Genomic DNA, 23649 nt, shown 5'->3' with positions numbered 1-23649 from the left:
ACGCTAAGCAAGACTTAAGTGTCGGCTAACCGGGTGCTGTCGAACCAGGACATAGGGTTCTGCGGCGGGCGCGGATCCCGGTCGGACGAGACGATGTGGACCTCATGCGTAGATCAGCACTGATCAGCGGCGCCGCCGCCGTCGCCGCCCTCGGCGCCACCGTGGCCGCCGCCGCCGGCGCCCTGGCCGGCACGGACCCGGGGTACGAGGCCGAGGCGGCGTCGAACACCCTGCGCGGGTCGGCCCACATCGCCGCCTGCGAGCCCTGCTCCGGCGGGACGCGGGTCGGCGGGGTCGGGCTCACCGGCCGGCTGACGTTCCGCGGGGTGCAGGCCGAGCGGGCCGGCCGGACCGCGGTGCAGATCGTCTACAGCAGCCCGGACGCGCGCACGGCGCTGGTGCGGGCCAACCAGGACGGCCCGGTGCTGCGGCTCGCCTTCCCGGCCACCGGCGACGCGGAGCGCACGGCCACCCTGACCGTCCAGCTGCACCTGCGGGCCGGCGAGAACACGGTGACGTTCGGCAACCCGGCCGGGTCGGCGCCGGACTTCGATCGGCTCGCCCTCGGCGCGTCGGACGGGGCCACCCCGGCCGAGGCGGTGCCGGAGCCGGATCCGGTCACCACGGCCGCCCCGCCGGCGGCGGCCGCGCCCACGGCCACCGCCCCGGTGACCGCGCCGCCCACCACGGCGACGCCCGCGCCGTCGACGACACCGGCCTCGGCGCCGGCGAGCGCGCCCGCGCCGGCCACCTCGCCCACCGCCACCCTCCCGGCGACCGCCCCACCGGACGCGGCGCCGCCCGGCCAGCCCGCCGCGGCCGTGCCGCCGGCCGAGTCGGGGCCGTTCGCGTCTGAGGAGGCCGAGGTCACCCGCCTGGTCAACGAGGAGCGCGAGCGGGCCGGCCTCGACCCGGTCACCGCGGAGCGGCGGCTGACCACCGCCGCCCGGCAGCACTCGCAGGACATGGCCCGGCGGGACTACTTCAGCCACACCAGCCGCAACGGCACCACCTTCGGCGAGCGGATCACCCGCAACGGCTACCGCTGGCGCGCCGCCGCCGAGAACATCGCCAAGGGACAGGAGAGCCCGGCCGAGGTGATGACCAGCTGGATGAACAGCCCCGGGCACCGGGCCAACATCCTCAACGAGGACCTCGAGGAGATCGGCGTGGGCGTGGCCCGCGACGCCGACGGCCGCCTGGTGTGGACGCAGGACTTCGGCACGCAGTTCTAACCTCCGCGCGCGGCGCTGTCCCCGTCGCGCGCACCCGCGGCGCCGGTCCCGCCGCCCGTCAGCTCACGTAGCGGCGGGCCCGGGACCGGCGCTGCGCCTCGTCCAGGGGCCGCAGCCGGGCCTCGACCGCGGCCGGCCGAGGGCGGCGCTCGGCCAGCACCCACGGCAGCCCGCGCACCGCGTCGCACGCCCCCAGCAGCGTGACCCGGTCGCGCGGCACCGTGCGGGCCAGGAACGCGGTGCGGCGCACGGCGGCGGGCCACGGCCGGCGCAGCCAGGTGAACCACAGGGTGTTGCGGATGCCGTGCCGGCGGCGCAGGTGCGGGTCGCGCAGCGGCGACGGCCGGTGCCGCACGGTCAGGTCCGTCAAATAGCACAGCTCCCACCCGGCGACCAGCAGGTCGGTGGCGAGCAGTTCCTCCTCGCCGCCCAGCCACAGCCGCGGGCTGAAGCCGCCGGCCTCCTTGAACGCGTCGCGGCGCAGCACGGACGCGCCGGCCAGGAAGCTGCCCAGCGCCGGGCCCGGCAGCCACGCCGGGCCCGGCACCGGCGAGTCGCGCAGCTCGGCGACGATCGGATCGTCCACCCCGGACGGCTCCACGACGATCCGGGCGGTCACGACGGCCAGGCGCGGGCACGCGTCGAGGGCGTCCGCCGCGCGGGACAGCGAGCCGGGGTCCCACGCGGTGTCGTCGTCGCAGAACGCCACGTACGGGGTGTGCAGGCGTTCCACGCCGACGTTGCGGCCCACGGCGCCGAGGTTGCGCGGCAGCGCCACCACCTCGACGCCCGGGTACCGGGCGGCGACGGCGGCCGCGGTGCCGTCGGCGGAGCCGTTGTCGACGAGCACGACGTGCGGGCGTTCGGGCAGGGCGAGCAGCCGCCCGACGCAGGCGAGCGCCTCGGCCCGCCGGTTGTGGGTGATGACGACGACGCCGGTCCGGTGATCGGTCACGGGGCCCCGGCTACCCGCCCGCGCCCCGATCATGACGTCACGAACGAAGGATTACGCAGCGCACCTGCGGGAACGCTGCCGGTATGACTCAGGATCAGACCTCGCAGCAGGACCCGCAGGAGCAGTACCCCGGAACCGACTCCCACGGCGCCGAGCAGATCGCCCACCCGGGCCTCACCGGCGACATGCAGACGAAGCCCGACCACGGCGAGGAGACCTACCGCGGCAGCGGCAAGCTCACCGGCAAGCGGGCCGTCATCACCGGCGGCGACTCCGGCATCGGCCGGGCGGTGGCGATCGCGTTCGCCCGCGAGGGCGCCGACGTGCTGATCAGCTACCTGCCGGACGAGGAGGAGGACGCCCAGGAGACCGTCCAGCTCATCGAGAAGGCCGGCCGCCGGGCCGTCACCGTGCCCGGCGACATCCGCGACGAGCAGCACTGCGCGGCGATCATCGAGCGGTGCGTGGCGGAGCTGGGCGGCATCGACGTCCTCGTCAACAACGCCGCGTACCAGATGGCCCAGCCGGGCGGCATCGCCGACATCACCACCGAGCAGTTCGACCGGGTGATGAAGACCAACCTGTACGCCATGTTCTGGCTGTGCAAGGCCGCGGTGCCGCACATGGCCGACGGCTCGACGATCATCAACACGTCGTCGGTGCAGGCGTACCAGTCGTCGGCGCCGCTGCTCGACTACGCCACCACCAAGGGCGGCATCGTGGCGTTCACCAAGGCGCTGTCGCAGGAGCTGGCGGACAAGGGCATCCGGGTCAACTCCGTGGCGCCGGGCCCGATCTGGACGCCGCTCATCCCGGCGACCATGCCGGAGAAGAAGGTGGACTCGTTCGGCGGCGACGTGCCGCTGGGCCGCGCCGGGCAGCCGGCCGAGCTGGCGCCCGCGTACGTGTACTTCGCGTCGCAGGAGTCCAGCTACGTCACCGGTGAGGTGCTGGGCGTCACCGGCGGCAAGCCGGTCAGCTAGACGAACAGGTCCTTGACCCAGCCGTAGGCGTCCATCACCCAGCCGGTCTGGCGCAGGTAGGCCAGGCCGACGCCGACGAGGAACACCGCGGCGACCAGGTGGGCGCCGCGGGCGGTGCGCCGGGGGCGGCCGAGGCGGCGCTCGATGAGCAGCCGGCCGAGCAGCCGGGCGAGGGCGAAGATGCCGGCCGCCACGGCGAGGATGAGGACGAAGACAACCAGCGGGGACAGCAGGTTGCCGCCGCCGGAGATGGCCCAGATGCCCCAGCCGACGAAGGCGAAGACGGCGGCGGCGAAGCTCCACTCGCCGCCCTTGCGCAGCTGCCGCAGGTGCCAGCCCACCGGGCGCCGCACCTGCGGCGGCTCCGCGTCGGGCCACCCGGTGCCGACGGGCTGGTGCTCGGCGGTGAACGACTCCGTCTTCGGCATGGCCGGCTTGACGTGGGCGACGCCGCGCGAGAACGGCTGCTGCGGCCCGGGGGCGGGCGCCCCGGAGGTGGGGGCCGCGGACGGGGCGGGCGGGTGCGCCCACGGGTCCTGCGGCGGAAGGTCGACCGTCCGGTCCCACGGCTGCGCTCGGTCCGGCATGGCGATCCCCTCCCCTGCGACGGCGCGGCAGTCACCGTCTCCCCCGTCGAGAGTAGCGAGCGCGCAAACCGGTCGCCGCCGCGCGCGCCGTCGGATAGACAGGCGTGATGACCGACGAGGCCCCGGCCCTGCGGGCCGGCACCCGCGACGACTGGCCGGCGGCGCACCGGCTGCTGTTCGGCGCGTTCCACCACGCCGCCGACGACGAGCTGACGCGCATCGAGGGCGGCGTCGTCGAGCCGTGCTGCGGGCGATGATGGAGCGGCAGCTGCGCGAGGTGCGCGACGCCGGCCGCGAGCCGGTCGCGGTGCTGTGGGCCAGCGAGAGCCCGATCTACCCGCGGTTCGGCTACGGGCCGGCCGCCCAGCAGCTCGTCCTCGACCTGCGCACCCGCGAGGTCCGCGTCACGGCGCCGCCGTCGGGCGCCGTCCGGCTGGTCGACCCCGCCGCCTCCTGGCGGACCTTCGCCGAGGTGTACGACCGGGAGCGCCCGCACCGCACCGGCTGGTCGAGCCGCGACGAACGCTGGTGGGCCTTCGTGCTGGCCGACCCGCCGCAGCGGCGCGACGGGGCGACCGAGTGGCGCGCCGCCGTCGTGGACGGCCCGGACGGCCCGGCCGGGTACGCGCTGTGGCGCACAAAGGGCGTGTGGACGCCGGCCGGGCCCGAGGGCCGGGTGCTGGTGCGCGAGGTCGTGGCGGCGGACCCGGGGGCGTACGCGGCGCTGTGGCGGCTGCTGTTCGACATCGACCTGACCCGCGAGCTGACCGCCGAGCCTGTGGGTGCGGCTTGTCGACGTGCCGGCGGCGCTGGCCGCCCGCCGCTACCGCACCCGGTCGACGTGGTGCTCGACGTGACCGACCCGCTGCCGGCCGTCAACACGGGCCGCTGACGGCTCACCGGCGGCCCGGACGGCGCCACCTGCACGGCCACGGACGCCCCGGCCGACGTGGCGTGCCCCGTGGTCGACCTGGGGTCGGCGTACCTGGGCGGGGTGTCGCTGGGCGCGCTGGCCCGGGCGGGCCGGGTGCGTGAGCTGACGCCCGGGGCGCTCGGCGCGGCGGCCACGGCGTTCGGCTGGCACCGGCTGCCCGCCGCCACGGAGGTGTTCTGAGCGCCGCGCGGGTACCGTCGGCGGATGGCCGCCTACGAACGGCGGCGCCGGCGGGTCCGCCCGGCGCCCGACACCCCCGCCGTCGACCGCCTCGACGAGCCGGGACACGAGCCGGGACACGAGCCGGGACACGAGCCGGGGCAGGAGCCGGACGCGGCGCCGGCGCCGGATGCCACCCCGGCGGCCGAGGTCGCGCCGGTGCCCGCGCCGCCGCGGCCCGCGCCGACGCCCGCGACCGCCATGCCGCCGATCGCGCCGACCTCGCCCGCCTCGCCGGCGGGCCCGGCCCGGCCGCTGTCGCCCGCCGCGGTGCGGCCCACCTCCCCCGCCGTCCGCGCCGCCGGCGACGAGCCGCACGGCGAGCGCGGGCTGCGCGGCCTCGTGGGTTCCGGATCGTCGCAGGTCAGCGTGGGGGCGGCGCTGCGGGCGCGCGACGCCGCCCGGCCGACCGACGAGCACCTGGCCGAGGCCGAGGCGCACCTCGTGATCGTCCGGCGGAACTGGGTGCCGCGCGAGGACCTGCCCCGCCGCTAGGCCTGCGGCAGCTCGGGCAGCTCGGGCAGCTCGCGGGTGCGCTCGTAGTCGGCGAGCTGGGCGATGCGCCGGGCGTGCCGCGGGTTGCCGCTGAACGGCGTGCTCAGGAACGCCTCCGCCATCGCGGTGGCCTCGTCGAGGGTGTGCTGGCGGGCGCCGATGCTGAGCACGTTGGAGTCGTTGTGCTCCCGGGCCAGCTGGGCGATCTCGACCTTCCAGGCCAGCGCGGAGCGCACCCCGGCGATCTTGTTGGCGGCGATCTGCTCGCCGTTGCCCGAGCCGCCGATGACGATGCCGAGGCTGCCCGGGTCGTCGACGACCTGCTGCCCGGTGCGCAGGCAGAACGGCGGGTAGTCGTCCTCCGGGTCGAAGGCGTGCGGGCCGACGTCGACCACGTCGTACCCCTGCTTGGCCAGGTGGTTGACCAGGTGCACCTTGAGCTCGTATCCGGCGTGGTCGGATCCCAGGTAGACGCGCATACCGGCAGTCTCGCAGGTCGCCCGTCAGAACAGCAGCGCGGCCCGCAACGTCATGGCGACCTGGTCGGCGGCGGCGCGGGCCGCGTCGTAGAGAGCCAGCTTGCGGGCGAAGCCGTGGTTGACGCCCTGGTAGCGGACGTGCACCACCGGGACACCGGCGGCGAGCAGCGCGTCGGCGTACTCCTCGTTCTCGTCGCGCAGCACGTCGTACTCGGCGCTGATCATCAGCGTGGGCGGCATCCCGGCCAGGTCGGCCGCCAGCGGCGCCACGTCGGGGGTGAACCGGTCGGCGGCGTGCGGCGCGAACGTCTGCCACGCCAGCGAGGTCGACTCCCGGTCGATGCCGTACTCGCCGAGGGTCTCGTGCGACTCCGACGACGTCAGCGGGTCGATCGTCGGGTAGATGAGCACCTGGTGGTCGAGCGGGGTCGCCTGGTCGCGCTGGCGGCGGGCGGTGACCGTGGCGAGGTGGCCGCCCGCGCTGTCCCCGCCGATCGCCAGGCGCGACGGGTCGACGCCGAGGTCGCGGCCCTCGCGCCGCAGGTACGCCAGCGCGGCCGCCACGTCGTCCAGGGCGGCCGGGAACGGGTGCTCGGGGGCGAGCCGGTAGCCCACGGACAGCACGGCGCAGCCGGACCGGTCGGCGACCCGGCGGCAGAGCCGGTCGTGGGTGGCGATGCTGCCGAACGTCCAGCCGCCGCCGTGCACGTACACGAACACCGGGGCGTCGGCGCGGGTGGCGTACAGCCGGCACGGCACCCCGTCGGCGTCCACGTCGACGACCACCGGCAGCGGCAGCTCCGGCCCGCACTCGGCGTCGACCGCCGCCTCCATCGCCGCGCGCAGCGCCGCCAGCTGCACCGCCGGGTCGGCGGCGAGCTGGTCGGCGGTGGGCCGCCGCCGCACGGCGAGCGCGGCGGCGACCTGCGGGTGCAGCACGGTCAGCCCAGCTCGGCCAGGACCAGCCCGCCGCGCGCCTTCGGGGTGAACCAGGTGCTCTTGCGGGGCAGCTTGTGCCGCTCGAGGTTGACGGTGACGAAGTCGTCGACCGTGACCGGGGCGATGAGCACGGCCAGCTCGGCGCGGCCGGCGTCGACCTCGCCGCGCAGCCACCCGGCCGGGTAGTCGCCGCCGATGTAGGAGATGCGCTTGTCGCCCGGGTCGAGGCCCAGGGCGTCGCGCAGCAGCACCCGCTCGACGAGGGCGTGGTCGAGGTTCTCCACGGCGGGGACGCCGTCGGCCGCCGGCAGGGTGACCTCGTAGGAGTGGTGCTCGGCGTACAGCTGGACGGTGCCGCCGCGGGCCGGCACCTCGGCCGGGTCGGCGCGCTCCTGGATGATCGCGCCGGCGTCGGTGAGCCGCTGCAGCAGCTCGTCCAGCGGCACGGTCAGCTCGCTGACCAGGCGGTTGTAGGGCTGGATGGACACCGACGCGGGCGTGGTGACCACGGCGAGGAAGCGCGGCAGGTCGCCCGTCTGGGCGGCCAGGCTGCGGTGGTTGCCGTCGGCCACGACCAGCTCGCCGCCGCCGGCGAGCGCGGTCAGCTCGTCCTGCAGCGGGCCGGCGGGCACCACCCAGAGGGCGTGCGTGCGGCCGGTCTGGTCGACGTCGGTGGCGGCGGGCGCCCCGGCGGCCTCGGTGGCGGCGGCCAGGGCGGCGTGCAGCTCGTCGCCGCGGCCGGTCTGCAGCAGCAGCACCGGCGACAGCAGCGACCCGACGGCCTCGGCCAGGGCGACGCGCTCGCGCACCTTGGCGATGAACACGTCCTCGTTGCGGATGACCAGGCCCGGCTCGTCGGCGCTGGTGGAGATCTGGTCGGTGTCGACCATGCACCACAGCCCGTACGCGGCGGGCTCGCCCGGCGCGGTGATCCGGTACAGCACCACGACGCTCTCGGCGGGCGCGTAGCTGCCGGCGGTGCGGGCCTCGGCGAGGCGGGCGGCCGCGGCGGGCAGGCTGTCGAGGAACGTGTGGCCCAGGCTCTCCGGGGCCTTGTGGGGCATCTCGACCGCCAGCGCGCTGCGCGGGTTCGCCGCGATGATCGCGGTGATCTCCGCGTCGTCGGCGAACTCGTCGTAGTTCTGCGCGCCGGTGCCGCCAGTGGTGATCCAGGCCCGGTTGATCGGGTGCACGACCGTCATGCGGTCAAGCTACCGGCGCGGGTGCCTGTGACGGCGCACACCCCGGCCGATCAGCTCGCCCGGCGGCGGTGCCGGCCGGCCGACGCCGTCTCGGGCGCCGACTCGGGGACGGCGGTGCGGTACAGCAGCAGCTCGACGCGCGGCGGCCGGACCCGCGGCGGGGCGGCCGGGCCGGCCGTCACGGTGACCGGCGGGGCGACCATCGCGGCCACCTCCGCCGGCAGGTCCGGCGCGGTGGTGTCGACGGCGAAGGCGAACGTGTCGGCGTAGGCGTGCATCGGCGTTCCTCCCGTGCGGGTGACACCGGGCCAACGAGCCCGGTGTGGCCTGGGTCACGCCCGCGGCCCGGCGTCCCGCACGGGAGGTGCGACGCCCGGTCAGTCGAAGATCGGGCCCAGCTCGCGGCTGCGCTTCAGCTCGTAGAACCCGGGGGTGGCCGCGACCAGCAGGACGCCGTCCCACAGCCGGCCCGCCGACTCGCCCTTGGGGGCAGGCGTGACCACCGGGCCGAAGAAGGCGACCGTGCCCGCGCCGTCGGGGCCGGGCGCGTGGATGACCGGGGTGCCCACGTCGGTGCCGACGGGCTTCATGCCGGCGTCGTGGCTGGCGCGCAGGGCGGCGTCCCAGGCGTCGCTGGTGGCCGCGTCGGCAAGCGCCGGGTCGGCGCCCACCTCGGTCAGCGCCTCGCGGTACAGCTGCGGGCCCAGCTCGTACCTGCCCAGGTGGATGCGGGTGCCGAGCGCGGTGTAGAGGTCGCGCAGCACCTGCGGCCCAACCGCCTCGGCGGCGGCGATGCACACGCGCACCGGGCCCCAGCCCTTCGCCATCAGGTCGCGGTACTCCTCGGGCAGCTCACGGCCCTCGTTGAGCACGGACAGGCTCATCACGTTGAACCGGACGTCGAGCGGGCGGACCTGCTCGACCTCCAGCAGCCAGCGCGAGGTCATCCACGCCCAGGGGCAGATGGGGTCGAACCACATGTCGACGGTGCCGCGTTCGGTCACGTCTCGTCCTTCCACGAAGGCTGTATGTGCCCTCGATCCTGCCCCGCAATCGTCACGGCGGCAGGTGACCTGGACCACGTACCGCACTCCCGCGGTCGGCATGGAAAACTGCGGAGCAGGCGCGCACGTCACCGAGGTCGTGCGCGGCGCGTGGATGGGGAGTGTGAACGTGGCCGGAGTGCGCAACCTGACCCAGGTCGAGGCGGCCGAGCGGGCCCGCCTGCTCGACGTGGCGAGTTACGACATCGCCCTGGACCTGACGGACGGCTCAGGAGGCGCGGGCGAGGGCACCTTCCGGTCCGTCACCCGCATCGAGTTCGCCTGCGCGGAGCCGGGCGCCTCGACGTTCATCGAGCTGGCGGCCGCGTCCGTGCGCTCCGCCACCCTCAACGGCGAGCCCGTCGACCTGGGCGGCTGGTCCGCCGAGGCGGGCCTCACGCTGACCGGCCTGGCCGAGCGCAACACGCTCGTCGTCGACGCCGACTTCGCCTACTCGGCCAGCGGCCAGGGCCTGCACCGCAGCGTCGACCCGGTCGACGGGGAGGTCTACCTCTACAGCCAGTTCGAGACCGCCGACGCCCAGCGGGTGTACGCGTGCTTCGACCAGCCCGACCTCAAAAGCGTCTACACGTGGCACGCCCAGGTGCCGGCGCACTGGAAGGTCATCAGCAACATGCCGGTGGAGCGCCGCGACGACACCGGCGTGCACTTCGCCACCAGCGCCCGGATGAGCACCTACATCACCGCGCTGTGCGCCGGGCCGTACCACGAGGTGCGCGACAGCCACGACGGCATCGAGCTGGGCCTGTACTGCCGCGAGTCGATGAAGCAGCACCTCGACGCCGACGACCTGCTGCTCATCACCAAGCAGGGCTTCGACTTCTTCCACGAGCAGTTCGGCGTGCGCTACCCGCTGCCGAAGTACGACCAGCTCTGGGTGCCCGACTTCAACGCGGGCGCGATGGAGAACTTCGGCTGCGTCGTGCACGCCGAGGCGCACTACATCTTCCGCTCGCAGGTCACCGACTTCGAGTACGAGCAGCGCGCCAACACGATCCTGCACGAGATGGCGCACATGTGGTTCGGCGACCTGGTCACCATGCGCTGGTGGAACGACCTGTGGCTGAACGAGTCGTTCGCCGAGTGGGCCAGCCACTGGTGCAACACGCACGCCACCCGCTTCTCCGACGCGTGGACGACGTTCCTGTCCGTGCGCAAGAACTGGGGCTACCGCCAGGACCAGCTCTCCTCGACCCACCCGGTCTACACGGAGATGCCCGACCTGGAGGCGGTCGAGGTCAACTTCGACGGCATCACGTACGCCAAGGGCGCCAGCGTGCTCAAGCAGCTCGTCGCGTACGTCGGGCTGGAGCCGTTCGTGGCGGGCCTGCGCTCGTACTTCACCAAGCACCAGTTCGCCAACGCCACGTTCGACGACCTGCTCACCGAGCTGGAGGTCGCGTCGGGCCGCGAGCTGCGCAAGTTCGCCGCGCAGTGGCTGGAGACCGCGCAGGTCAACACGCTGCGCCCCGAGGTGTCGGTGGCCGCCGACGGCACGTACTCCTCGGTGGTGGTGCGCCAGGAGGCCGCGCCGGACTACCCGACCCTGCGCACCCACCGCATCGGCGTCGGCCTGTACGACCTGCACGACGGCCGGCTCGTGCGCCGGGACCGGCTGGAGATCGACGTGGCCGGCGAGCGCACCGAGATCACCCAGCTGGCGGGCGTGCGGGCCCCCGACGTGCTGCTGCTCAACGACGACGACCTGACCTACGCGAAGCTGCGCCTCGACGAGCGCTCCATGGCCACCGTCGTGCAGCACATCGCCGGGTTCGAGTCGTCGCTGCCGCGGGCGCTGTGCTGGGCCGCCGCCTGGGACATGGTGCGCGACGCCGAGCTGGCCGCCCGCGACTACGTGGCGCTGGTGCTGGCCGGGCTGCCCGCCGAGCGCGACATCAACCTGGTCACGCAGACGCTGCGGCAGGCCGGGGCGACGCTCACCTCGTACGCGGACCCGGCGTGGGCGCCGACCGGCTGGGCCGAGCTGGCCCGCACGACGCGCGCCGCGCTGCTGGCCGCCGAGCCGGGCAGCGGCTTCCAGCTGGCCTGGGCGCGGGCGTACGCGTCGGCGGCCCGCAGCGACGAGCACCTGGCGGAACTGCGCGGCTGGCTGGCCGGCGAGGGCGTCCCGGCGGGCCTGACGATCGACACCGAGCTGCGCTGGGGGCTGGTCCAGTCGCTGACCGCGAAGGGCGCGGCGGGGCCGGACGAGATCGAGGCGGAGCTGGCGGGCGACCGCACGGCCAGCGGGGAGCGCGAGGCGGCGCTGGCCCGCGCGCTGGTGCCGACGGCCGACAACAAGGCGTCGGTGTGGGAGCGGCTGACCGGCCCGGACGCGCTGCCGAACTGGCTGCACCGGGCGCTGCTGCAGGGCTTCCAGCACCCGGCGCAGGTCGAGCTGACGGCGCCGTACGCGGCGCGGTTCTTCGCCGACGTGGCCGGCGTGTGGGCGCGGCGCGACAGCGAGCCGGCGCAGGAGTTCGTGATGCTGGCCTACCCGGCGTACCAGGTGACCGACGAGACGGTGGCGGCCACCGACGCGTGGCTGGCGCAGGACGGGCACCCCGCCCCGCTGCGCCGGCTGGTCGCCGAGGGCCGCGACGGCGTGGTGCGGGCGCTGCGGGCGCGGCAGCGGGACGCCGCGTCGAACTGATCGGTTCCGTTGTCCGGGAAACGCGCCGGAAACAACGCAGGGTCAGTACGCTGTTACTCCCCGGCGTTGGAGGTACCGCGATGGTGACTGGGCAGGACACGCTGCTGCGCTGGACCGCGCCCGACGGTCCCTGGCGCGAGCCCGACCTGCACCTGTTCCCCCAGGACGGCCACCGCTACGAGATCATCGACGGCGCCCTGCACGTGACGCCGCCGCTGGACGCCCTGCACGAGCGCATCGTGTACGGGCTCATCACCGCGCTGCGCTCCGCGGCGCCCGCCGGCTGGTGGGCGTGCACGCGGCTCGGCGTGCAGATCGGCGAGAGCCACGTGGTGCCCGACGTCGCCGTGCTCCGGCCCGGCTCGTCGGGCGCCACGTGGAACCGGCCCGCCGACATCGCGCTCGTCGTCGAGGTGGAGACCACGGCCAGCCAGCGTTACGACCGGCTGCTCAAGCCCGACCTGTACGCCGACGCGGGCATCCCCGCCTACTGGCGCGTCGAGCAGGACTCGGGGCGGGCGATCGCGCACCTGTACTCGCTGGAGGACGGCTCCTACGGGCTCGACGAGATCGTCGAGCCCGGGCAGCGGTTCAGCGTCGAGGAGCCGTACCGGGTGGCGGTGGCGCCGACCGCCTGGGCCTGACGGCCCGGAAAGACGGCGCCCCGCGGGCTAGTGCTTGCCGGCCTGGGTGGCGAGCTGGTCGAGGCCGCTGATCACGCCGCCGGCCAGGTCGCCCCCACCGAACGACGCCGCCATCGACATGGCCGCGACCTTCGCCTGGCGGTCCGTGATGCGCTTGCGCGCCTGCGACCCGGTGACGATCTCCAGCAGGCGCTGGTTCGGCGACACGGCGATGAGCACCGCGCGGGCCGGGTCGGCCAGCTGGCCGTGCAGCTTCTCCGCGTGGGCGCGGACCGGCTCGTCGAGCTCGCCCAGGTAGACCGAGAACACCAAGCCGGTGGCCTGGTCGGCGATGCGCAGCGCCTCGTCGAGGCGCAGCAGCTGCCGGGTCGTGAACGGGCCGTCCAGCGCGGCCGCGTGCGCGTCGTCCTGGCGGGCGGCGTCGGTGTCGCCGCCCGGGGAGTCGAGGTGGGTCAGCTGACCGTGCGAGAGGTCCGGGTCCTGCTTCTCCGCGGTCCGGCCGATGTCACCAGCGGTCACTTGCGCCTCCTGTAACGCCCTGCGGAGCCCGGCCGCCCGTGGTCACGGCGCCGGACTCGATGGCCATCCCGTGCTGGGTCGCGGGGGCCTTCCCGTCCGTCACCTGCGACGGCGACGAGAGGAACCAGATCGGGGTGAAGTCGTACGGCCGGCCCGGCCGGTAACGCTTCGCCTTGGGCCCCGTACCGGAGCCGCCGACGACGAGCGCGCCGATGATCAGCGCGACGGCGGCCGGAAGGACCACGAAGACCAGAACGGTGCTCGTAACGGACAAGCTCAACGCCCCCAGGCGGTCGACTCGGACATGAATCACGGTAGCGGAGACCGGGGCCCCTCGCCGCGTCGGGTGGCACACCGGGCGAACCCGCCGCGCGGGACCCGGGTGATCACCCGGGCGCGGGCTAGCCCGGACGGCCGCCGACGGTGAGAGAATGCGGCCATCGTCCCACGGTGGTCCGGTCGTCCCGTCCGCCACCGCCCGGTGTCGAAGGGGGCCGTATGCGCCGATTGACCGCGACCGCCGCCGCCTGCGCGGCGCTGACGCTGACCGGCGGCTGGGTGGCGCTCGGCGCCGCCCCCGCGCACGCCGCGGCCGTCTTCGTGGAGCTCAACCCGAGCACCGTGCCCGCCGGCGACCAGGTCGGCCTGCGCGCCAGCTGCGAGGACAACCTGGCCGCCGCCACCGTCACGTCGGCGGCGTTCGACGGGCCGGTCACCGTCCGGCCCCGGTACGGCTTCCTCACCGCCACGGTGACCGTCCCGGCGGGCACCCGCGCCGACGACTACCGGGTGCGGCTGCGCTGCGCCGACGGCGAGCAGGCCACGGCCACCCTGCACGTCGTCGCCCGCGACCGCCCCGCCCGCGGCCCGGCCACCGGCTTCGGCGGCTCCGCCGGCCCGGGCGCCCTGCCCGGCGTCCTCGTCGCCGGCGGCCTCGCGGCGATGGCCGGCGGCGGCGTCCTCGGCGCGGTGAGCCTGCGCCGCCGGCGGCGCGCGTTCTGACATGACGGGGCCCCGCTTCAGCCCCCGGGCGCCGCGCGGCGGCGGCGGCGGCGCACCCCGCCCCGGCCCGCAGATCCCCGCCGGCCGCACGCCGTCGTCGACGCCGCGCTCGGTGCTGCGCCGCCCGCCGGTCCAGCCGCAGCGCGCGCCGGCCGCCCGCCCGGTCGCGCTGCCCGCCGCTCCCCCGCGCCTGGCCATCGGCGGCGGCCGGGTCCGCATGCCCGCCCCGCCGCACCAGCGCGGCCGCTGGCGGCTGCCCATCGGGCCGCTCGCCATCGCGCTGGTGCTCGTCGGGCTGTTCTGCGTCGGCCTCGGCGTCGGCCACGCCACCGGCATCGACCTGTCGTCCGCCTTCGACGGCGAGGACAAGCCGCCGCCGCGCGAGTTCCCCGTGCTGGACCCCAGCCGCCCGCTGGCCATCGCCATCCCGTCGATCGGGGTGAAGGCCCCCGTCCGCAAGGTGGGTCTGGCCGCCGACGGCTCCGTGGCGGTGCCGCCGCTGGAACGGCACAACCAGGCCGGCTGGTTCGAGCGCGGCCCCACGCCCGGCCAGTTCGGCCCGGCGATGATCGTCGGGCACGCCGACACCCGCGACGGGCCGTCGATCTTCCACAACCTGACGCTGCTCAAGCCGGGCGCGCGGGTCGAGGTCACCCGCTCCGACCGCACCGTCGCGGTGTTCGAGGTCAACTCCATCGAGCACTTCGACAAGGACCGGCTGCCCGCCGACCGGGTGTACGGCGACTACAGCCGCCCGTCGCTGCGCCTGGTGACCTGCTCGGGCCGGTGGGAGGGCGAGGGCATCGGCTACTCCGACAACACCGTCGTCTTCGCGTCCCTGGTGGACAGCCGCGACGCCTGAGCGCGCACGACCACGCCCGCCAGTGGCAGCGCCACGGCGCCCGCCAGCGCCCGCACCACCGGGTAGCCGAGCCGGCGCTGCCAGGTGAGCGCGGGCACGGCCGCCGCCACCGCGCGCGGGGCGTATCCGAGTATCCGGCGCTGGTAGCGACGCAGCGCCGCCGCCGGGGGCAGCGCCGCCAGGTCGCCGGCCAGGTGCACGGCGTCCACCACCGCCGTGCCCGCCCCCGCGCCGGCCGTCGGCGGCATCGGGTGGATCGCGTCGCCGAGCAGCGTCACCCGCGCCGACTCCCACGGCCCCAGCCGCGCAGCAGCCGCCGCGCCTCGTCCACCAGGCCCGCCGGGTTCGTCGTCGCCGGGTCGCCGGAGAACCGCTCCGGCGCCGCCGCCACCGACCACACCAGGTACGGCGGCTCCGCCTCGGGCGCCGGTCGCGGGCCCGGCCGGTGCAGCGCCAGGAACACCCCGACACCGCGCGGCCCGTAGCCGAACGCCAGGCCGTGCCGCAGGTCGCCCGGCACCGGCGGCGCGCCCGGCACGCCCAGCGGCACCCGGGCGGCGATCGCCGTCACCCCCGCCGGGCGGGCGGCGGGCCGCCCGGTCAGCGCCGGGGTGATCCGCGAGCGCACGCCGTCGGCGCCGACCAGCACGTCCACCCGCACGTCGCGGGCGCCCGCGAGGTGCACGTCGACGCCGTCCGGGTGCTCGGTGAAGCCACACACGGTGGTCTCCCAGCGCACCGCGTCCGCCACCCCGCGGGCCAGCACGGCGCGCAGCGGGCGGCGGCCGATCAGCAGCACGTCGTCGTCCGGCGGCAGCGGCAGCCGCAACCGGCACCGCCCGCGGTGGTCGAGGACCGCGAAACCGGGTGAGCGACTCGGCGCCCGCGCCGGTCGTCACCAGCTCCGCCAGGACGGCCGGCGGCGGGGCGCGGCGCAGCGCCCCCATCGCCGCCGCATCCAGGTGCAGGCGGTAGCCGCCGGTGGCGCCGGCGGCCGGGTCGCGCTCGAAGACGATCACGTCCGCGCCGCGCCCGCGCAGGGCGTGCGCCAGCGTCAGGCCGCCGATGCCGCCACCGACGATGCCGACCCGCAGAACTACGCCGCCTCGGCGGCGGCGGCGGTGGGCAGGTCCAGCCAGTCGGCCCAGCGTGGGTCCGGCGTGCGGTGGCCCAGGACGCGCCACGCCAGCCCCTTCGGGGCCGCCGGCGGGGTGGGCAGGCGCCAGCCCAGCTCGGCCGGGGTGCGGTCGCTCTTGCTGTGGTTGCACTTGGCGCACGCCGCCACCACGTTGTCCCACGCGTGCAGGCCGCCGCGGCTGCGGGGGAACACGTGGTCGATCGTCTCGGCGGGGCCGCGGCAGTACGCGCACCGCCAGCCGTCGCGGGCGAAGATGGCCCGGCGGGACAGCCCGACGTGGGTGCGGTACGGCACCTTCACGTACCGCGAGAGGCGGATGACCGACGGGATGGGCAGCTCGTGGCGGGCGCTGTGCAGGATGCCGTCACCGTCGGAGACACCGACCGCCTTGCCGGTGAGGACGAGGATCGTCGCCCGGCGCACTGACACGACACACAGGGGCTCGTACGTCGCGTTGAGGACAAGCGCGGAGGAGCCAACCGTGGGTCGTATGTCAGGCATCGCGCTCACCCTTTCAGTGGTGTATCTGCCGCTCCCAGACGCGTTGGATCGAGGTCCGGCTCCGGCGATCACCCGAGCCCGTGCGCCAATAGTCCCTGATGAATGACGGAATTGCGAGCACTAATCGGGGCCCGGCACGTGAAGCTTCCGTGTCGCGTGACAGGATGTCCGGTTCCGCGCGCCTCACTCCGGCGCACCCCGGGCGGCCCGCGCCCGGCGGAATGCGGTAGCAAGGAGACCCGTGACGCTCTTCTCCCCGATCCCCGCGCCGAAGACCTCCGGTCCCACCATCACCATCCCGGACGTCGACGTGACCAAGAGCTGCGAGGCGGACTTCGTCTGCACCACGGTCCTGAACTGGACCGGCATGCAGTGGCTGGCGAACAGCAGCTACGTGCTGATCCTGAAGCCGCTGCGCATCCTCCTGATCATCGTGATCGCGCTGCTGGTGAGATGGCTGATCCACCGGGCGATCCGGCGGCTGACCTCATCGTCGTCGCAGATGGGCGTGCCCGGCATCCTCAAGCCGCTGCGCGAGCGCATCCCCACGGCGGGCGTGGAGAGTTCCGCGGTGGTGCCGGAGCGGCGCAAGCAGCGGGCCGAGGCGATCGGCTCCGTGCTGCGCAGCTTCGTGACCGCCGTCATCATGACCACCGCGACGCTGTTCGTGCTCAGCGAGCTGGGCTTCAACCTCGGCCCGCTGCTCGCCAGCGCCGGCATCGTCGGCGTCGCGATCGGCTTCGGCGCGCAGACGCTGGTCAAGGACCTCATCACCGGCCTGTTCATGCTGATCGAGGACCAGTACGGCGTGGGCGACACGGTCGACCTGGGCGAGGCGACGGGCGTGGTCGAGGCGGTCGGCCTGCGGATCACGACGGTGCGCGACGGCCGGGGCGTGCTGTGGTACATCCGCAACGGCGAGATCGTCCGGGTCGGCAACAAGAGCCAGGGCTGGGCGATGGTCGTCATCGACCTGCCGGTCGGCTTCGTCAGCGTGGAGCAGGCGACGTCGGTGCTGCAGCAGGCGGCCCTGAAGGTGGCGGAGGACGCGGAGTTCGCGACGCAGTTCCTGGAGCCGCCGGACGTGCTGGGCGTCGAGCAGATGACGGTGGACGGCGCGGTGATCCGCACGATCGCGAAGACGACGGCGGACGGCCAGTTCCCGGTGCAGCGGGAGCTGCGGCGGGCGCTGACGGAGGCGCTGGAGTCGTCGGGCATCGCCGAGCGGATCGCGGCGTCGCGGATGTTCCCGCGCCCGGCCGCCCCGCCGAACGGCGGCACGCCGGGCGGCGCCACCTAGGCCGGGGGCGCCGGGGGCGGGCCGCGATGCGGTAGCTTGCCAGCCGATGAGCGACCTGACCACGGCCGGACGGCGGGGGCGGCTGGCGGCCACCGCCGTCGCCGGTGTGCTGCTGCTCGCGGGCACCCTGTTCGGTCAGGACGACCACTTCCCGTTCGGCCCGTTCCGGATGTACTCGACGGCGCCGGGCCCGGACGACGACGCCCCCGACACCCGGGTGGAGGGGGTCGACGCGACGGGCCGCACGATCGTGCTGACGGAGACGAACAGCGGCATCCGGCGGGCGGAGATCGAGGGCCAGCAGCGCGCGTACGTGGCGGACCCGGCGCGCCTGCGCCAGGTGGCGGCGGCGTACGCGGAGCACAACCCGGGCGCCCCGGCGCTGACCGAGGTGCGCATCGTGATCCGCTGGCAGGGCGTGGAGGACTCCCGCCCGACGGGCACCAGCCGGGACGAGGTGGTGGTCCGGTGGGCGCCGTCGTGAGGTGGCTGTTCGCGCCGGTGCCGCGCGGCCGGGTCGCCGCGTTCCGGACGCTGGTGTACGCGTTCGTCGCCCTGGACCTGGTGGTGTTCACGCCGTGGGTGCGCGCGCACGCGAACACCCCGGCCGAGCTGTACCACCCGCTGCTCATCGGCCGCCTGCTGCCGCTGCCGACGCCGACGCCGCTGCTGGTGCACGCCGTGTTCTGGGCGCTGCTGGCGCTGAGCGTGGCGGCGGCGACGGGCCGGGCGCCGCGGCTGCTCGGCTGGACGGTGTTCGCGCTGTACTTCGAGTGGATGGTCGTGGCGATGAGCTACGGCAAGGTCGACCACGACCGGTTCGGCCTGCTGGTGGCACTGGCGCTGCTGCCGACGGTGGGCCGGGCCCGGCACGGCGACCCCACGCCCACGGAGAAGGGCGGCTGGGCGCTGCGGCTGACCCAGGTGGCCGTGATCTGCACGTACTTCCTGGCGGCCTGGGCGAAGCTGCGGTTCGGCGGGCTGGACTGGGCGACCAGTTCGGTGCTGGCCCGGGCGATCCTGCGCCGCGGCACCGACCTGGCGGACGTGATCGCGCAGGTGCCGTACCTGCTGGTGGTGTCGCAGCTGGGCATCCTGGCGTTCGAGCTGCTGAGCCCGCTGGTGTTCGCGCTCCGCGGCCGGTGGCGGTACGCCTGCGTGGCGTTCTTCTACGCGTTCCACCTGGCGACGTTCGCGACGATCACGATCTCGTTCGCGCCGCACCTGGTGGCGATGGCCGCGTTCCTGCCGCTGGAGCGGGTGCGGCCGGTCGCCTGGCTGACGGGCCGGCTGCGGCGGCGCCGGGAGCCGGCGCCTACGTAGCCGGGCGGCGGTCCTGCGGGACGGCGCACGCGGCGGTGCCGCCGGGCATCCGGTCGCGGTTGCGCGCCACCCAGCGGTAGGCGGGCCACGCGACGGCGCGCACGGGCGGCGGGCGCAGCAGCGCGCCGGCGACCCGCCAGGCGGCGTTGCTGGAGCCGAGCAGCTTCGCGATGGCGTCCGGGCCGGCCGCGATCGTGCCGTCGGGGCCCACCCACTGCACGGCCTGCTCGCACTGTTCGACGGTGAGCCCGAGGGCCGCCAGGTCGGCGAACTGGTAGGGCACCACGTGCGCGGCGGTGGGCACGCGCCGCTCGACGAACCGGGCGCAGGCGCTGCAGAACGCGCAGTCACCGTCGAAGACGAAGGTCGCTCGGGCGCTGGTCATGCCCCCATCGTGCCGCAGGACGATCGTGACCTGCACATCGGGCGTTACGCGCAGTCGGATGCACGACCGAATGATCACCGCTCGTCCGGACGCCCTAGCCACGGCTCGGGCGATCGGGCAGAATCCGGACCAGAGCTTCGCACTGGAAGCTGCACGTTCCGCTGCACGGGCGCCCACAAGGAGCCCGGCCCGCCGGTCATCGGGGGCGAGGCGCGGTCGCATCCGATGGAGGCCCGGTGTCCGACGACGAGATCGTCAGACCTCCCACCACCTTCCGGAGCCTGTTCGCCGTCCGGGAGTTCCGTTTCCTGTACGCGGCGACGGCACTCAGCCTCGTCGGCGACTACCTGGCCCGCGCGGCGATCACGCTGCTGGTGTACCAGGAGACGGACTCGGTGGCGCTGTCGGCGGCCTCCTTCGCGATCAGCTACCTGCCGTGGATCCTGGGCGGCCCGCTGCTGGCGACGATGGCCGAGCGGTACCCGTACCGGCGGGTGATGGTGGCCTGCGACCTGCTGCGCATGGTGCTCATCGGCGCGGTGGCGCTGCCCGGCATGCCGGTGGCCGGCATGCTCGCGCTGATCTTCGTGGCGATGCTGGCGACGCCGCCCACCCAGGCGGCCCGGTCGGCGCTGCTGCCGCTGGTCCTGCGGCGCGACCAGCTGGTCACGGGCCTGGCGGTGAACACGGCGACGGTGCAGGTGGCCCAGGTGGTGGGCTATCCGGCCGGCGCGGCGCTGGCGGCCCTGCTCGACCCGCGGGTGGCGCTGGTGGTCAACGCCGGCACGTTCGCGGCGTCGGCGCTGCTGATCACGGCGGGCCTGCGGCGGCGCCCGGCGGTGGTGACCGCGGACGCGCGGCGCAACCTGCTGCGGGAGACGGCGGACGGCTTCCAGCTGGTGTTCGGGGCGCCGGTGCTGCGCTCGATCGCGACGCTGGTCTTCTGCCTGGTGCTGTTCGCGATCGTGCCGGAGGGCCTGGCGGCCGCGTGGGCGCGCGAGGCGGGCGGGGTGTCCCCCGGGGTGGCGCAGGGGCTCATCATGGCGGCCGGGCCGGTGGGCTTCGTCCTGGGCGGGCTGACGATCAACCGGTTCGTCCGGGAGGACCGGCGGCACCGGCTGATCCGGCCGTTCGCGGTGCTGGCGCCGCTGGCGCTGGTGCCGTCGCTGCTGGCGCCGCCGGCGCCGGTGGTGGCGGCGATGGCGCTGGTGTCGGGGTTTGCGGCGGCGGGCATCATGCCGTCGCTGAACGGCATCTTCGTGCTGGCGCTCCCCCACGGTTACCGGGCGCGGGCGTTCGGCGTGATGCAGGGCGGCATGCAGCTCGCGCAGGGCGGCGCGGTGCTGGTCACCGGCGCGCTGGCGGAGCGGTTCGACCTGCCGCTGGTGGTGGGCTGGTGGAGCGCCGCCGGCGTGCTGCTGATGGCGGGCATCGGGATGCGCTGGCCGCGCCCGGACCGGTTCGAGGCGGCGATCGCGGCGGCCGAGCGGCGGTCGGCCCCGGCGCTGGCCGCGGAGGCCGCCTCGCTGGCGGCGGCGGAGCCCGCGGCGGCCGGCGCGGCGGGACCGGTGCTGGACGCCGCGCTGGACCCGGCGCGGGACACCCCGCCGGGCACCCCGGCGGGCACCGCGCCGCACACCGCGGAGGACGACGACGCGGACGCCGGCGACGGCGCGGGCGCCCGCCCGCGCGGCCGGGTGCGCGGCCGGGTGCGCGGCTCGGCCGGCTTCTGAGGGGCGCGGGCCGCCCTGGCAAGATGGTGGGGTGAGTGACCAGCAGCGCGCCGACCTGCCCGTGACGTCGAGCCGGCCCGCCGGCTCCGGCCGGTCGCGGGTCAGCGACGCCGAGGAGACCTCGTTCTTCCTGGCCGTGGGCGGCGAGCCGACGTTCCGGCGGCTGGTGGACACGTTCTACGCGGGGGTGGCCACCGACCCGCTGCTGCGCCCGATGTACCCGGAGGAGGACCTGGGGCCGGCGGCGGAGCGGCTGACCCTGTTCCTGATGCAGTACTGGGGCGGGCCGAGCACGTACTCGGACGCGCGCGGGCACCCGCGGCTGCGGATGCGGCACGCCCCCTTCACGGTGGACGCGGCGGCCCGCGACGCGTGGATCAAGCACATGCGGCACGCGGTGGACGCGCTGGGCCTGCCGGAGCCGCACCACTCGGCGCTGTGGGACTACCTGGAGCGGGCCGCGCACTTCATGGTCAATACGGACTGATCGCCACTTAAGAGCGGTAACGTCGTTGATCGGGTGATAACACCCCGATCATCCCAGGAGTTGCCCTCGATGCGCCGCCGCTACCTCGTCACCGCCGCGCTCGGACTGACCGGCCTCGTCGCCGGCATCGTCCCTGCGCTCGCCGACCCGCAGCAGCCGGCGGTGGTCTCGGCCAACCCCGTCGACTTCACCCCGCACGTGCTCGACGGGACCGTCTGGACCGCCGCCGTCGTGGGCGACACCGTCGTCGTCGGCGGCAGCTTCACCCGGGTCGCCGACAGCACCGGCCGGGCCGTGTACCCCCGCAAGAACCTGTTCGCCTACGGCCTGCGCGACGGCCGCATCCGGCCGTTCGCCCCCGCCGTCGACGGCCCGGTGTACGCGCTCGCCCGCGGCAACAACAACACGGTGTACGCCGGCGGCGCGTTCAAGACCGTGGCCGGCGTGGCCCAGCGCGGCCTCGCCCAGTTCTCGGTGCTCAACGGCCAGCGCATGCCGCAGTTCACCGGGCGGATCAACTGGGGCGACGTGCGCGCCCTCGGCTTCTTCAACGGCCGGCTCTACGCGGGCGGCACGTTCAGCGCGATCAACGGCACCGCGCGCGTCGGCCTGGCCCGGATGAGCGGCGTCACCGGCAACGTCGACCCCGGCTTCGACGCCCGGCTGTCGGCGCCCGGCCTGGACCGCACCCGCGTCGAGCACTTCGACCTGTCCCCCGACGGCAAGAAGCTCGTCGCCGTCGGCGCGATCCTCAAGGTGGGCGGCGTCGACCGCACCCAGCTCGCCCTGCTCGACGTGTCCGGCCCGCGCGCGGCGCTGATGAACTGGTACACCGACGCCTACAAGCCGGCCTGCATGAAGGGCTTCGACACGTACCTGCGCCAGGTGAAGTTCTCGCCGGACGGCCGCTACTTCGTGGTGGCCGCGACCGGGCGGCTCTCCGACCCGCGCAAGCTGTGCGACTCGGCGGCCCGCTTCGAGGTGGCCGGCGTCGGCCGGCACAACCCGACCTGGGTGAACCACACCGGCGGCGACTCGCTGTACGCCGTCGCGGTGACCGGCAGCGCCGTGTACGTCGGCGGCCACCAGCGCTACCTGGACAACCCGTACGGCACCGACGCCAAGGGCCCCGGCCCGGGCGCGGTGAGCCGAGTGGGCATCGGGGCGATCCACCCGGTCACCGGCAAGGCGATGCCGTGGAACCCGACCCGCGCGCGCGGCATCGGGGTCCGGGTGTTCCTGTCCACGCCGTACGGCCTGATCGTCGGCTCGGACACCGACCAGCTCGGCCGCGAGTACCACGGCCGGCTGGGGATGTTCCCGCTGTAGGGAGCCTGACCGGACGACCCGGAGGCGCTCTCCTCGACCTAGAGGAGGGCGCCTTCGTCGTGCAGCCAGTCGACGAACGAGGTGGCCACGGCCGCGCCGCAGTCGAGGATCTCGACCAGCAGGGCGTCGTGCGCGCCGGAGCTGAGCGGCACCTGGAGCTCGGCGTAGATGGGCAGCTGGCCGCGCTCGGTCGGGTCGCCCACGTACGCCTTGCAGAAGCGGCGGGTGTGGTTCCACTCGTTGACGACGCGGTAGGCGCGGTCGGCCCAATCGGGCGGGACCGTGGCGTGCGGGCGGGCGCGCATGACGAGGATCTCGTCGTCGGGGCCCTCGAGGGTGAACAGCACGGCGTGCCGCTCCCACATCGCCAGCAGGCTGCCGCCGCCGTCCGCGAGGTAGCGGACGTCGAGCGCGTCGAGCGCCTTGCCGAGCCGCGGCAGGGCGACCGGGGCGACCTGCGCGTCCTGCATGGACGGTCCGCCCGGCTGGGCGGGCGTGCCGGCATGGGCGGGTTCGCGCTGCGCCGGCACCCCGGCGCGGACGGACTGTACGGCTACTTCACCTCCGGCATCCGGCTCACCACCGCCGGTGGAGCCGGGACGCCATGACCACCACGGCATCGTTTCGTGCACCTCACTCCCCAGGCGGATCCACTCGCCGGACGTAGCGGTGGATCCGAGG

Annotated in this window: 29 protein-coding genes and 2 pseudogenes; 16 read left to right on the top strand and 15 right to left on the bottom strand. The window is 75.1% G+C overall.

The features are described from left to right. Positions 1 to 104 precede the first annotated feature (104 nt). A complete protein-coding gene (locus tag Sya03_RS26515; RefSeq protein ID WP_203941111.1) occupies positions 105 to 1235 on the top strand; it encodes a CAP domain-containing protein in 1131 nt (376 codons plus the stop codon). 58 nt (positions 1236 to 1293) lie between these two features. Here Sya03_RS26515 and Sya03_RS26510 read toward each other — a convergent pair whose 3' ends face one another. Next, positions 1294 to 2190: a glycosyltransferase family 2 protein gene (locus tag Sya03_RS26510; protein ID WP_203941110.1), complete on the bottom strand. Its 897-nt coding sequence runs from the start codon at positions 2188 to 2190 to the stop codon at positions 1294 to 1296. 83 nt (positions 2191 to 2273) lie between these two features. On the opposite strand from Sya03_RS26510, the gene Sya03_RS26505 reads away from it, so the two are divergent. Continuing rightward, entirely contained in the window at positions 2274 to 3173 is a 900-nt protein-coding gene (locus Sya03_RS26505; protein ID WP_203941109.1) for an SDR family oxidoreductase, read from the top strand. Here the strand turns inward: Sya03_RS26505 and Sya03_RS26500 are convergent. Then, complete coding sequence (locus Sya03_RS26500) at positions 3170 to 3760, bottom strand: hypothetical protein (protein WP_203941108.1); 591 nt, start codon at positions 3758 to 3760, stop codon at positions 3170 to 3172. The two genes, Sya03_RS26505 and Sya03_RS26500, sit on opposite strands and share 4 nt — an antisense overlap. 107 nt (positions 3761 to 3867) lie before the next feature. Here Sya03_RS26500 and Sya03_RS31335 point away from each other — a divergent pair, with 107 nt between their 5' ends. The 4 genes and pseudogenes from Sya03_RS31335 (at position 3868) to Sya03_RS31915 (ending at position 5408) form a co-directional block, all read left to right on the top strand. Then, positions 3868 to 4017 (top strand): hypothetical protein, encoded by a 150-nt coding sequence (locus Sya03_RS31335; protein ID WP_239107860.1) that lies wholly within the window; start codon positions 3868 to 3870, stop codon positions 4015 to 4017. Beyond that, positions 4002 to 4652 carry a GNAT family N-acetyltransferase gene (locus Sya03_RS31330; protein ID WP_239107859.1) on the top strand — a complete coding sequence of 217 codons (651 nt, stop codon included), beginning with the start codon at positions 4002 to 4004 and terminating at the stop codon, positions 4650 to 4652. The genes Sya03_RS31335 and Sya03_RS31330 overlap by 16 nt, the downstream gene beginning before the upstream one ends. Positions 4653 to 4691: 39 nt before the next feature. Next, positions 4692 to 4874, top strand: a pseudogene (locus Sya03_RS31325) (sterol carrier protein domain-containing protein); the annotation flags it as partial. A 24-nt stretch (positions 4875 to 4898) separates the two neighbouring features. Then, positions 4899 to 5408, top strand: coding sequence for a hypothetical protein (locus tag Sya03_RS31915; protein WP_239107876.1), 510 nt, complete (start codon positions 4899 to 4901; stop codon positions 5406 to 5408). On the opposite strand, the gene Sya03_RS26485 is transcribed toward Sya03_RS31915, so the two are convergent. The 5 genes from Sya03_RS26485 to Sya03_RS26465 form a co-directional block, all read right to left on the bottom strand. Further along, positions 5405 to 5887 carry a ribose-5-phosphate isomerase gene (locus Sya03_RS26485; protein ID WP_203941107.1) on the bottom strand — a complete coding sequence of 161 codons (483 nt, stop codon included), beginning with the start codon at positions 5885 to 5887 and terminating at the stop codon, positions 5405 to 5407. The two genes, Sya03_RS31915 and Sya03_RS26485, sit on opposite strands and share 4 nt — an antisense overlap. Before the next feature lie 24 nt (positions 5888 to 5911). Beyond that, on the bottom strand, positions 5912 to 6826 hold the full coding sequence (locus Sya03_RS26480; RefSeq protein ID WP_203941106.1) for an alpha/beta hydrolase: 915 nt from the start codon (positions 6824 to 6826) through the stop codon (positions 5912 to 5914). Positions 6827 to 6828: 2 nt separating this feature from the next. Beyond that, on the bottom strand, positions 6829 to 8028 hold the full coding sequence (locus Sya03_RS26475) for a DUF1015 family protein (RefSeq protein ID WP_203941105.1): 1200 nt from the start codon (positions 8026 to 8028) through the stop codon (positions 6829 to 6831). A 50-nt stretch (positions 8029 to 8078) separates the two neighbouring features. After that, entirely contained in the window at positions 8079 to 8306 is a 228-nt protein-coding gene (locus Sya03_RS26470; RefSeq protein ID WP_203941104.1) for a hypothetical protein, read from the bottom strand. 99 nt (positions 8307 to 8405) lie between these two features. Next, positions 8406 to 9032, bottom strand: coding sequence for a mycothiol-dependent nitroreductase Rv2466c family protein (locus Sya03_RS26465; RefSeq protein WP_203941103.1), 627 nt, complete (start codon positions 9030 to 9032; stop codon positions 8406 to 8408). Positions 9033 to 9210: 178 nt separating this feature from the next. On the opposite strand from Sya03_RS26465, the gene pepN reads away from it, so the two are divergent. Together pepN and Sya03_RS26455 are read left to right on the top strand one after the other, a co-directional pair. Beyond that, positions 9211 to 11745 carry an aminopeptidase N gene (gene pepN, locus Sya03_RS26460; protein ID WP_203941168.1) on the top strand — a complete coding sequence of 845 codons (2535 nt, stop codon included), beginning with the start codon at positions 9211 to 9213 and terminating at the stop codon, positions 11743 to 11745. 80 nt (positions 11746 to 11825) lie between these two features. Beyond that, positions 11826 to 12389: a Uma2 family endonuclease gene (locus Sya03_RS26455; RefSeq protein ID WP_203941102.1), complete on the top strand. Its 564-nt coding sequence runs from the start codon at positions 11826 to 11828 to the stop codon at positions 12387 to 12389. A gap of 27 nt (positions 12390 to 12416) precedes the next feature. Here Sya03_RS26455 and Sya03_RS26450 read toward each other — a convergent pair whose 3' ends face one another. Together Sya03_RS26450 and ctaJ are read right to left on the bottom strand one after the other, a co-directional pair. After that, positions 12417 to 12776, bottom strand: a complete 360-nt coding sequence (locus Sya03_RS26450) for a DUF5130 family protein (RefSeq protein WP_239107875.1) — start codon at positions 12774 to 12776, stop codon at positions 12417 to 12419. Between the two features lie 118 nt (positions 12777 to 12894). After that, positions 12895 to 13188: an aa3-type cytochrome oxidase subunit CtaJ gene (gene ctaJ, locus Sya03_RS26445; RefSeq protein WP_442475964.1), complete on the bottom strand. Its 294-nt coding sequence runs from the start codon at positions 13186 to 13188 to the stop codon at positions 12895 to 12897. Positions 13189 to 13406: 218 nt separating this feature from the next. Here ctaJ and Sya03_RS26440 point away from each other — a divergent pair, with 218 nt between their 5' ends. Beyond that, the gene (locus Sya03_RS26440) at positions 13407 to 13910 is read left to right on the top strand and encodes a hypothetical protein (protein ID WP_203941100.1); all 504 of its coding nucleotides are present in this window, start codon (positions 13407 to 13409) and stop codon (positions 13908 to 13910) included. 1 nt (position 13911) lies between these two features. Further along, positions 13912 to 14772, top strand: a complete 861-nt coding sequence (locus tag Sya03_RS26435) for a class F sortase (protein ID WP_239107857.1) — start codon at positions 13912 to 13914, stop codon at positions 14770 to 14772. Here Sya03_RS26435 and Sya03_RS31315 read toward each other — a convergent pair. The 4 genes and pseudogenes from Sya03_RS31315 to Sya03_RS26425 all read right to left on the bottom strand — a co-directional run bounded on the left by Sya03_RS31315 (position 14718) and on the right by Sya03_RS26425 (position 16411). Next, a complete protein-coding gene (locus Sya03_RS31315) occupies positions 14718 to 15020 on the bottom strand; it encodes a hypothetical protein (RefSeq protein ID WP_503167690.1) in 303 nt (100 codons plus the stop codon). The genes Sya03_RS26435 and Sya03_RS31315 overlap by 55 nt on opposite strands. 26 nt (positions 15021 to 15046) lie before the next feature. Continuing rightward, the gene (locus Sya03_RS31310; RefSeq protein WP_239107855.1) at positions 15047 to 15601 is read right to left on the bottom strand and encodes an FAD-dependent oxidoreductase; all 555 of its coding nucleotides are present in this window, start codon (positions 15599 to 15601) and stop codon (positions 15047 to 15049) included. 169 nt (positions 15602 to 15770) lie between these two features. Beyond that, positions 15771 to 15956 (bottom strand): annotated as a pseudogene (locus tag Sya03_RS31910) (NAD(P)-binding protein); the annotation flags it as partial. Then, on the bottom strand, positions 15869 to 16411 hold the full coding sequence (locus Sya03_RS26425; protein ID WP_203941098.1) for an HNH endonuclease: 543 nt from the start codon (positions 16409 to 16411) through the stop codon (positions 15869 to 15871). The pseudogene Sya03_RS31910 and the gene Sya03_RS26425, both read right to left, overlap by 88 nt. A gap of 241 nt (positions 16412 to 16652) precedes the next feature. Here Sya03_RS26425 and Sya03_RS26420 point away from each other — a divergent pair, with 241 nt between their 5' ends. The 3 genes from Sya03_RS26420 to Sya03_RS26410 are packed head-to-tail and all read left to right on the top strand — an operon-like array spanning position 16653 to position 19034. Then, positions 16653 to 17711 carry a mechanosensitive ion channel family protein gene (locus Sya03_RS26420; RefSeq protein WP_370871980.1) on the top strand — a complete coding sequence of 353 codons (1059 nt, stop codon included), beginning with the start codon at positions 16653 to 16655 and terminating at the stop codon, positions 17709 to 17711. A 46-nt stretch (positions 17712 to 17757) separates the two neighbouring features. Then, positions 17758 to 18195 (top strand): hypothetical protein, encoded by a 438-nt coding sequence (locus Sya03_RS26415; protein WP_203941097.1) that lies wholly within the window; start codon positions 17758 to 17760, stop codon positions 18193 to 18195. Then, complete coding sequence (locus Sya03_RS26410) at positions 18180 to 19034, top strand: MFS transporter permease (protein ID WP_203941096.1); 855 nt, start codon at positions 18180 to 18182, stop codon at positions 19032 to 19034. The genes Sya03_RS26415 and Sya03_RS26410 overlap by 16 nt, the downstream gene beginning before the upstream one ends. Here Sya03_RS26410 and Sya03_RS26405 read toward each other — a convergent pair. Then, positions 19027 to 19419 carry a thiol-disulfide oxidoreductase DCC family protein gene (locus Sya03_RS26405; protein ID WP_203941095.1) on the bottom strand — a complete coding sequence of 131 codons (393 nt, stop codon included), beginning with the start codon at positions 19417 to 19419 and terminating at the stop codon, positions 19027 to 19029. The genes Sya03_RS26410 and Sya03_RS26405 overlap by 8 nt on opposite strands. Positions 19420 to 19655: 236 nt before the next feature. Between Sya03_RS26405 and Sya03_RS26400 the strand changes: the two genes are divergently transcribed. The 3 genes from Sya03_RS26400 (at position 19656) to Sya03_RS26390 (ending at position 22968) form a co-directional block, all read left to right on the top strand. Then, complete coding sequence (locus Sya03_RS26400) at positions 19656 to 21152, top strand: MFS transporter (RefSeq protein ID WP_370871978.1); 1497 nt, start codon at positions 19656 to 19658, stop codon at positions 21150 to 21152. Between the two features lie 31 nt (positions 21153 to 21183). Then, positions 21184 to 21639: a globin gene (locus Sya03_RS26395; protein WP_203941094.1), complete on the top strand. Its 456-nt coding sequence runs from the start codon at positions 21184 to 21186 to the stop codon at positions 21637 to 21639. A gap of 69 nt (positions 21640 to 21708) precedes the next feature. Then, positions 21709 to 22968 (top strand): PKD domain containing protein, encoded by a 1260-nt coding sequence (locus Sya03_RS26390; protein ID WP_203941093.1) that lies wholly within the window; start codon positions 21709 to 21711, stop codon positions 22966 to 22968. 38 nt (positions 22969 to 23006) lie between these two features. Here Sya03_RS26390 and Sya03_RS26385 read toward each other — a convergent pair whose 3' ends face one another. Beyond that, the gene (locus Sya03_RS26385) at positions 23007 to 23498 is read right to left on the bottom strand and encodes a type III secretion system chaperone family protein (protein WP_239107854.1); all 492 of its coding nucleotides are present in this window, start codon (positions 23496 to 23498) and stop codon (positions 23007 to 23009) included. Positions 23499 to 23649 lie beyond the last annotated feature (151 nt).

Source organism: Spirilliplanes yamanashiensis (assembly GCF_016863475.1).
In the GTDB taxonomy this organism is placed as follows: domain Bacteria; phylum Actinomycetota; class Actinomycetes; order Mycobacteriales; family Micromonosporaceae; genus Spirilliplanes; species Spirilliplanes yamanashiensis.
The sequence above is the reverse complement of the archived record's forward strand: the minus strand, read 5'-3'. Positions and strand labels throughout refer to the sequence as shown.

What these genes read in the sequence shown, in the direction of transcription:
- Sya03_RS26515 (WP_203941111.1), top strand. Translation starts at nt 105, where the DNA reads ATGCGTAGATCAGCACTGATCAGCGGCGCCGCCGCCGTCGCCGCCCTC.
- Sya03_RS26505 (WP_203941109.1), top strand. Translation starts at nt 2,274, where the DNA reads ATGACTCAGGATCAGACCTCGCAGCAGGACCCGCAGGAGCAGTACCCC.
- Sya03_RS26500 (WP_203941108.1), bottom strand. Translation starts at nt 3,760, where the DNA reads ATGCCGGACCGAGCGCAGCCGTGGGACCGGACGGTCGACCTTCCGCCG.
- Sya03_RS31335 (WP_239107860.1), top strand. Translation starts at nt 3,868, where the DNA reads ATGACCGACGAGGCCCCGGCCCTGCGGGCCGGCACCCGCGACGACTGG.
- Sya03_RS31915 (WP_239107876.1), top strand. Translation starts at nt 4,899, where the DNA reads ATGGCCGCCTACGAACGGCGGCGCCGGCGGGTCCGCCCGGCGCCCGAC.
- Sya03_RS26485 (WP_203941107.1), bottom strand. Translation starts at nt 5,887, where the DNA reads ATGCGCGTCTACCTGGGATCCGACCACGCCGGATACGAGCTCAAGGTG.
- Sya03_RS26475 (WP_203941105.1), bottom strand. Translation starts at nt 8,028, where the DNA reads ATGACGGTCGTGCACCCGATCAACCGGGCCTGGATCACCACTGGCGGC.
- Sya03_RS26470 (WP_203941104.1), bottom strand. Translation starts at nt 8,306, where the DNA reads ATGCACGCCTACGCCGACACGTTCGCCTTCGCCGTCGACACCACCGCG.
- Sya03_RS26455 (WP_203941102.1), top strand. Translation starts at nt 11,826, where the DNA reads ATGGTGACTGGGCAGGACACGCTGCTGCGCTGGACCGCGCCCGACGGT.
- Sya03_RS26440 (WP_203941100.1), top strand. Translation starts at nt 13,407, where the DNA reads ATGCGCCGATTGACCGCGACCGCCGCCGCCTGCGCGGCGCTGACGCTG.
- Sya03_RS26435 (WP_239107857.1), top strand. Translation starts at nt 13,912, where the DNA reads ATGACGGGGCCCCGCTTCAGCCCCCGGGCGCCGCGCGGCGGCGGCGGC.
- Sya03_RS31315 (WP_503167690.1), bottom strand. Translation starts at nt 15,020, where the DNA reads ATGCCGCCGACGGCCGGCGCGGGGGCGGGCACGGCGGTGGTGGACGCC.
- Sya03_RS26425 (WP_203941098.1), bottom strand. Translation starts at nt 16,411, where the DNA reads ATGCCTGACATACGACCCACGGTTGGCTCCTCCGCGCTTGTCCTCAAC.
- Sya03_RS26415 (WP_203941097.1), top strand. Translation starts at nt 17,758, where the DNA reads ATGAGCGACCTGACCACGGCCGGACGGCGGGGGCGGCTGGCGGCCACC.
- Sya03_RS26405 (WP_203941095.1), bottom strand. Translation starts at nt 19,419, where the DNA reads ATGACCAGCGCCCGAGCGACCTTCGTCTTCGACGGTGACTGCGCGTTC.
- Sya03_RS26390 (WP_203941093.1), top strand. Translation starts at nt 21,709, where the DNA reads ATGCGCCGCCGCTACCTCGTCACCGCCGCGCTCGGACTGACCGGCCTC.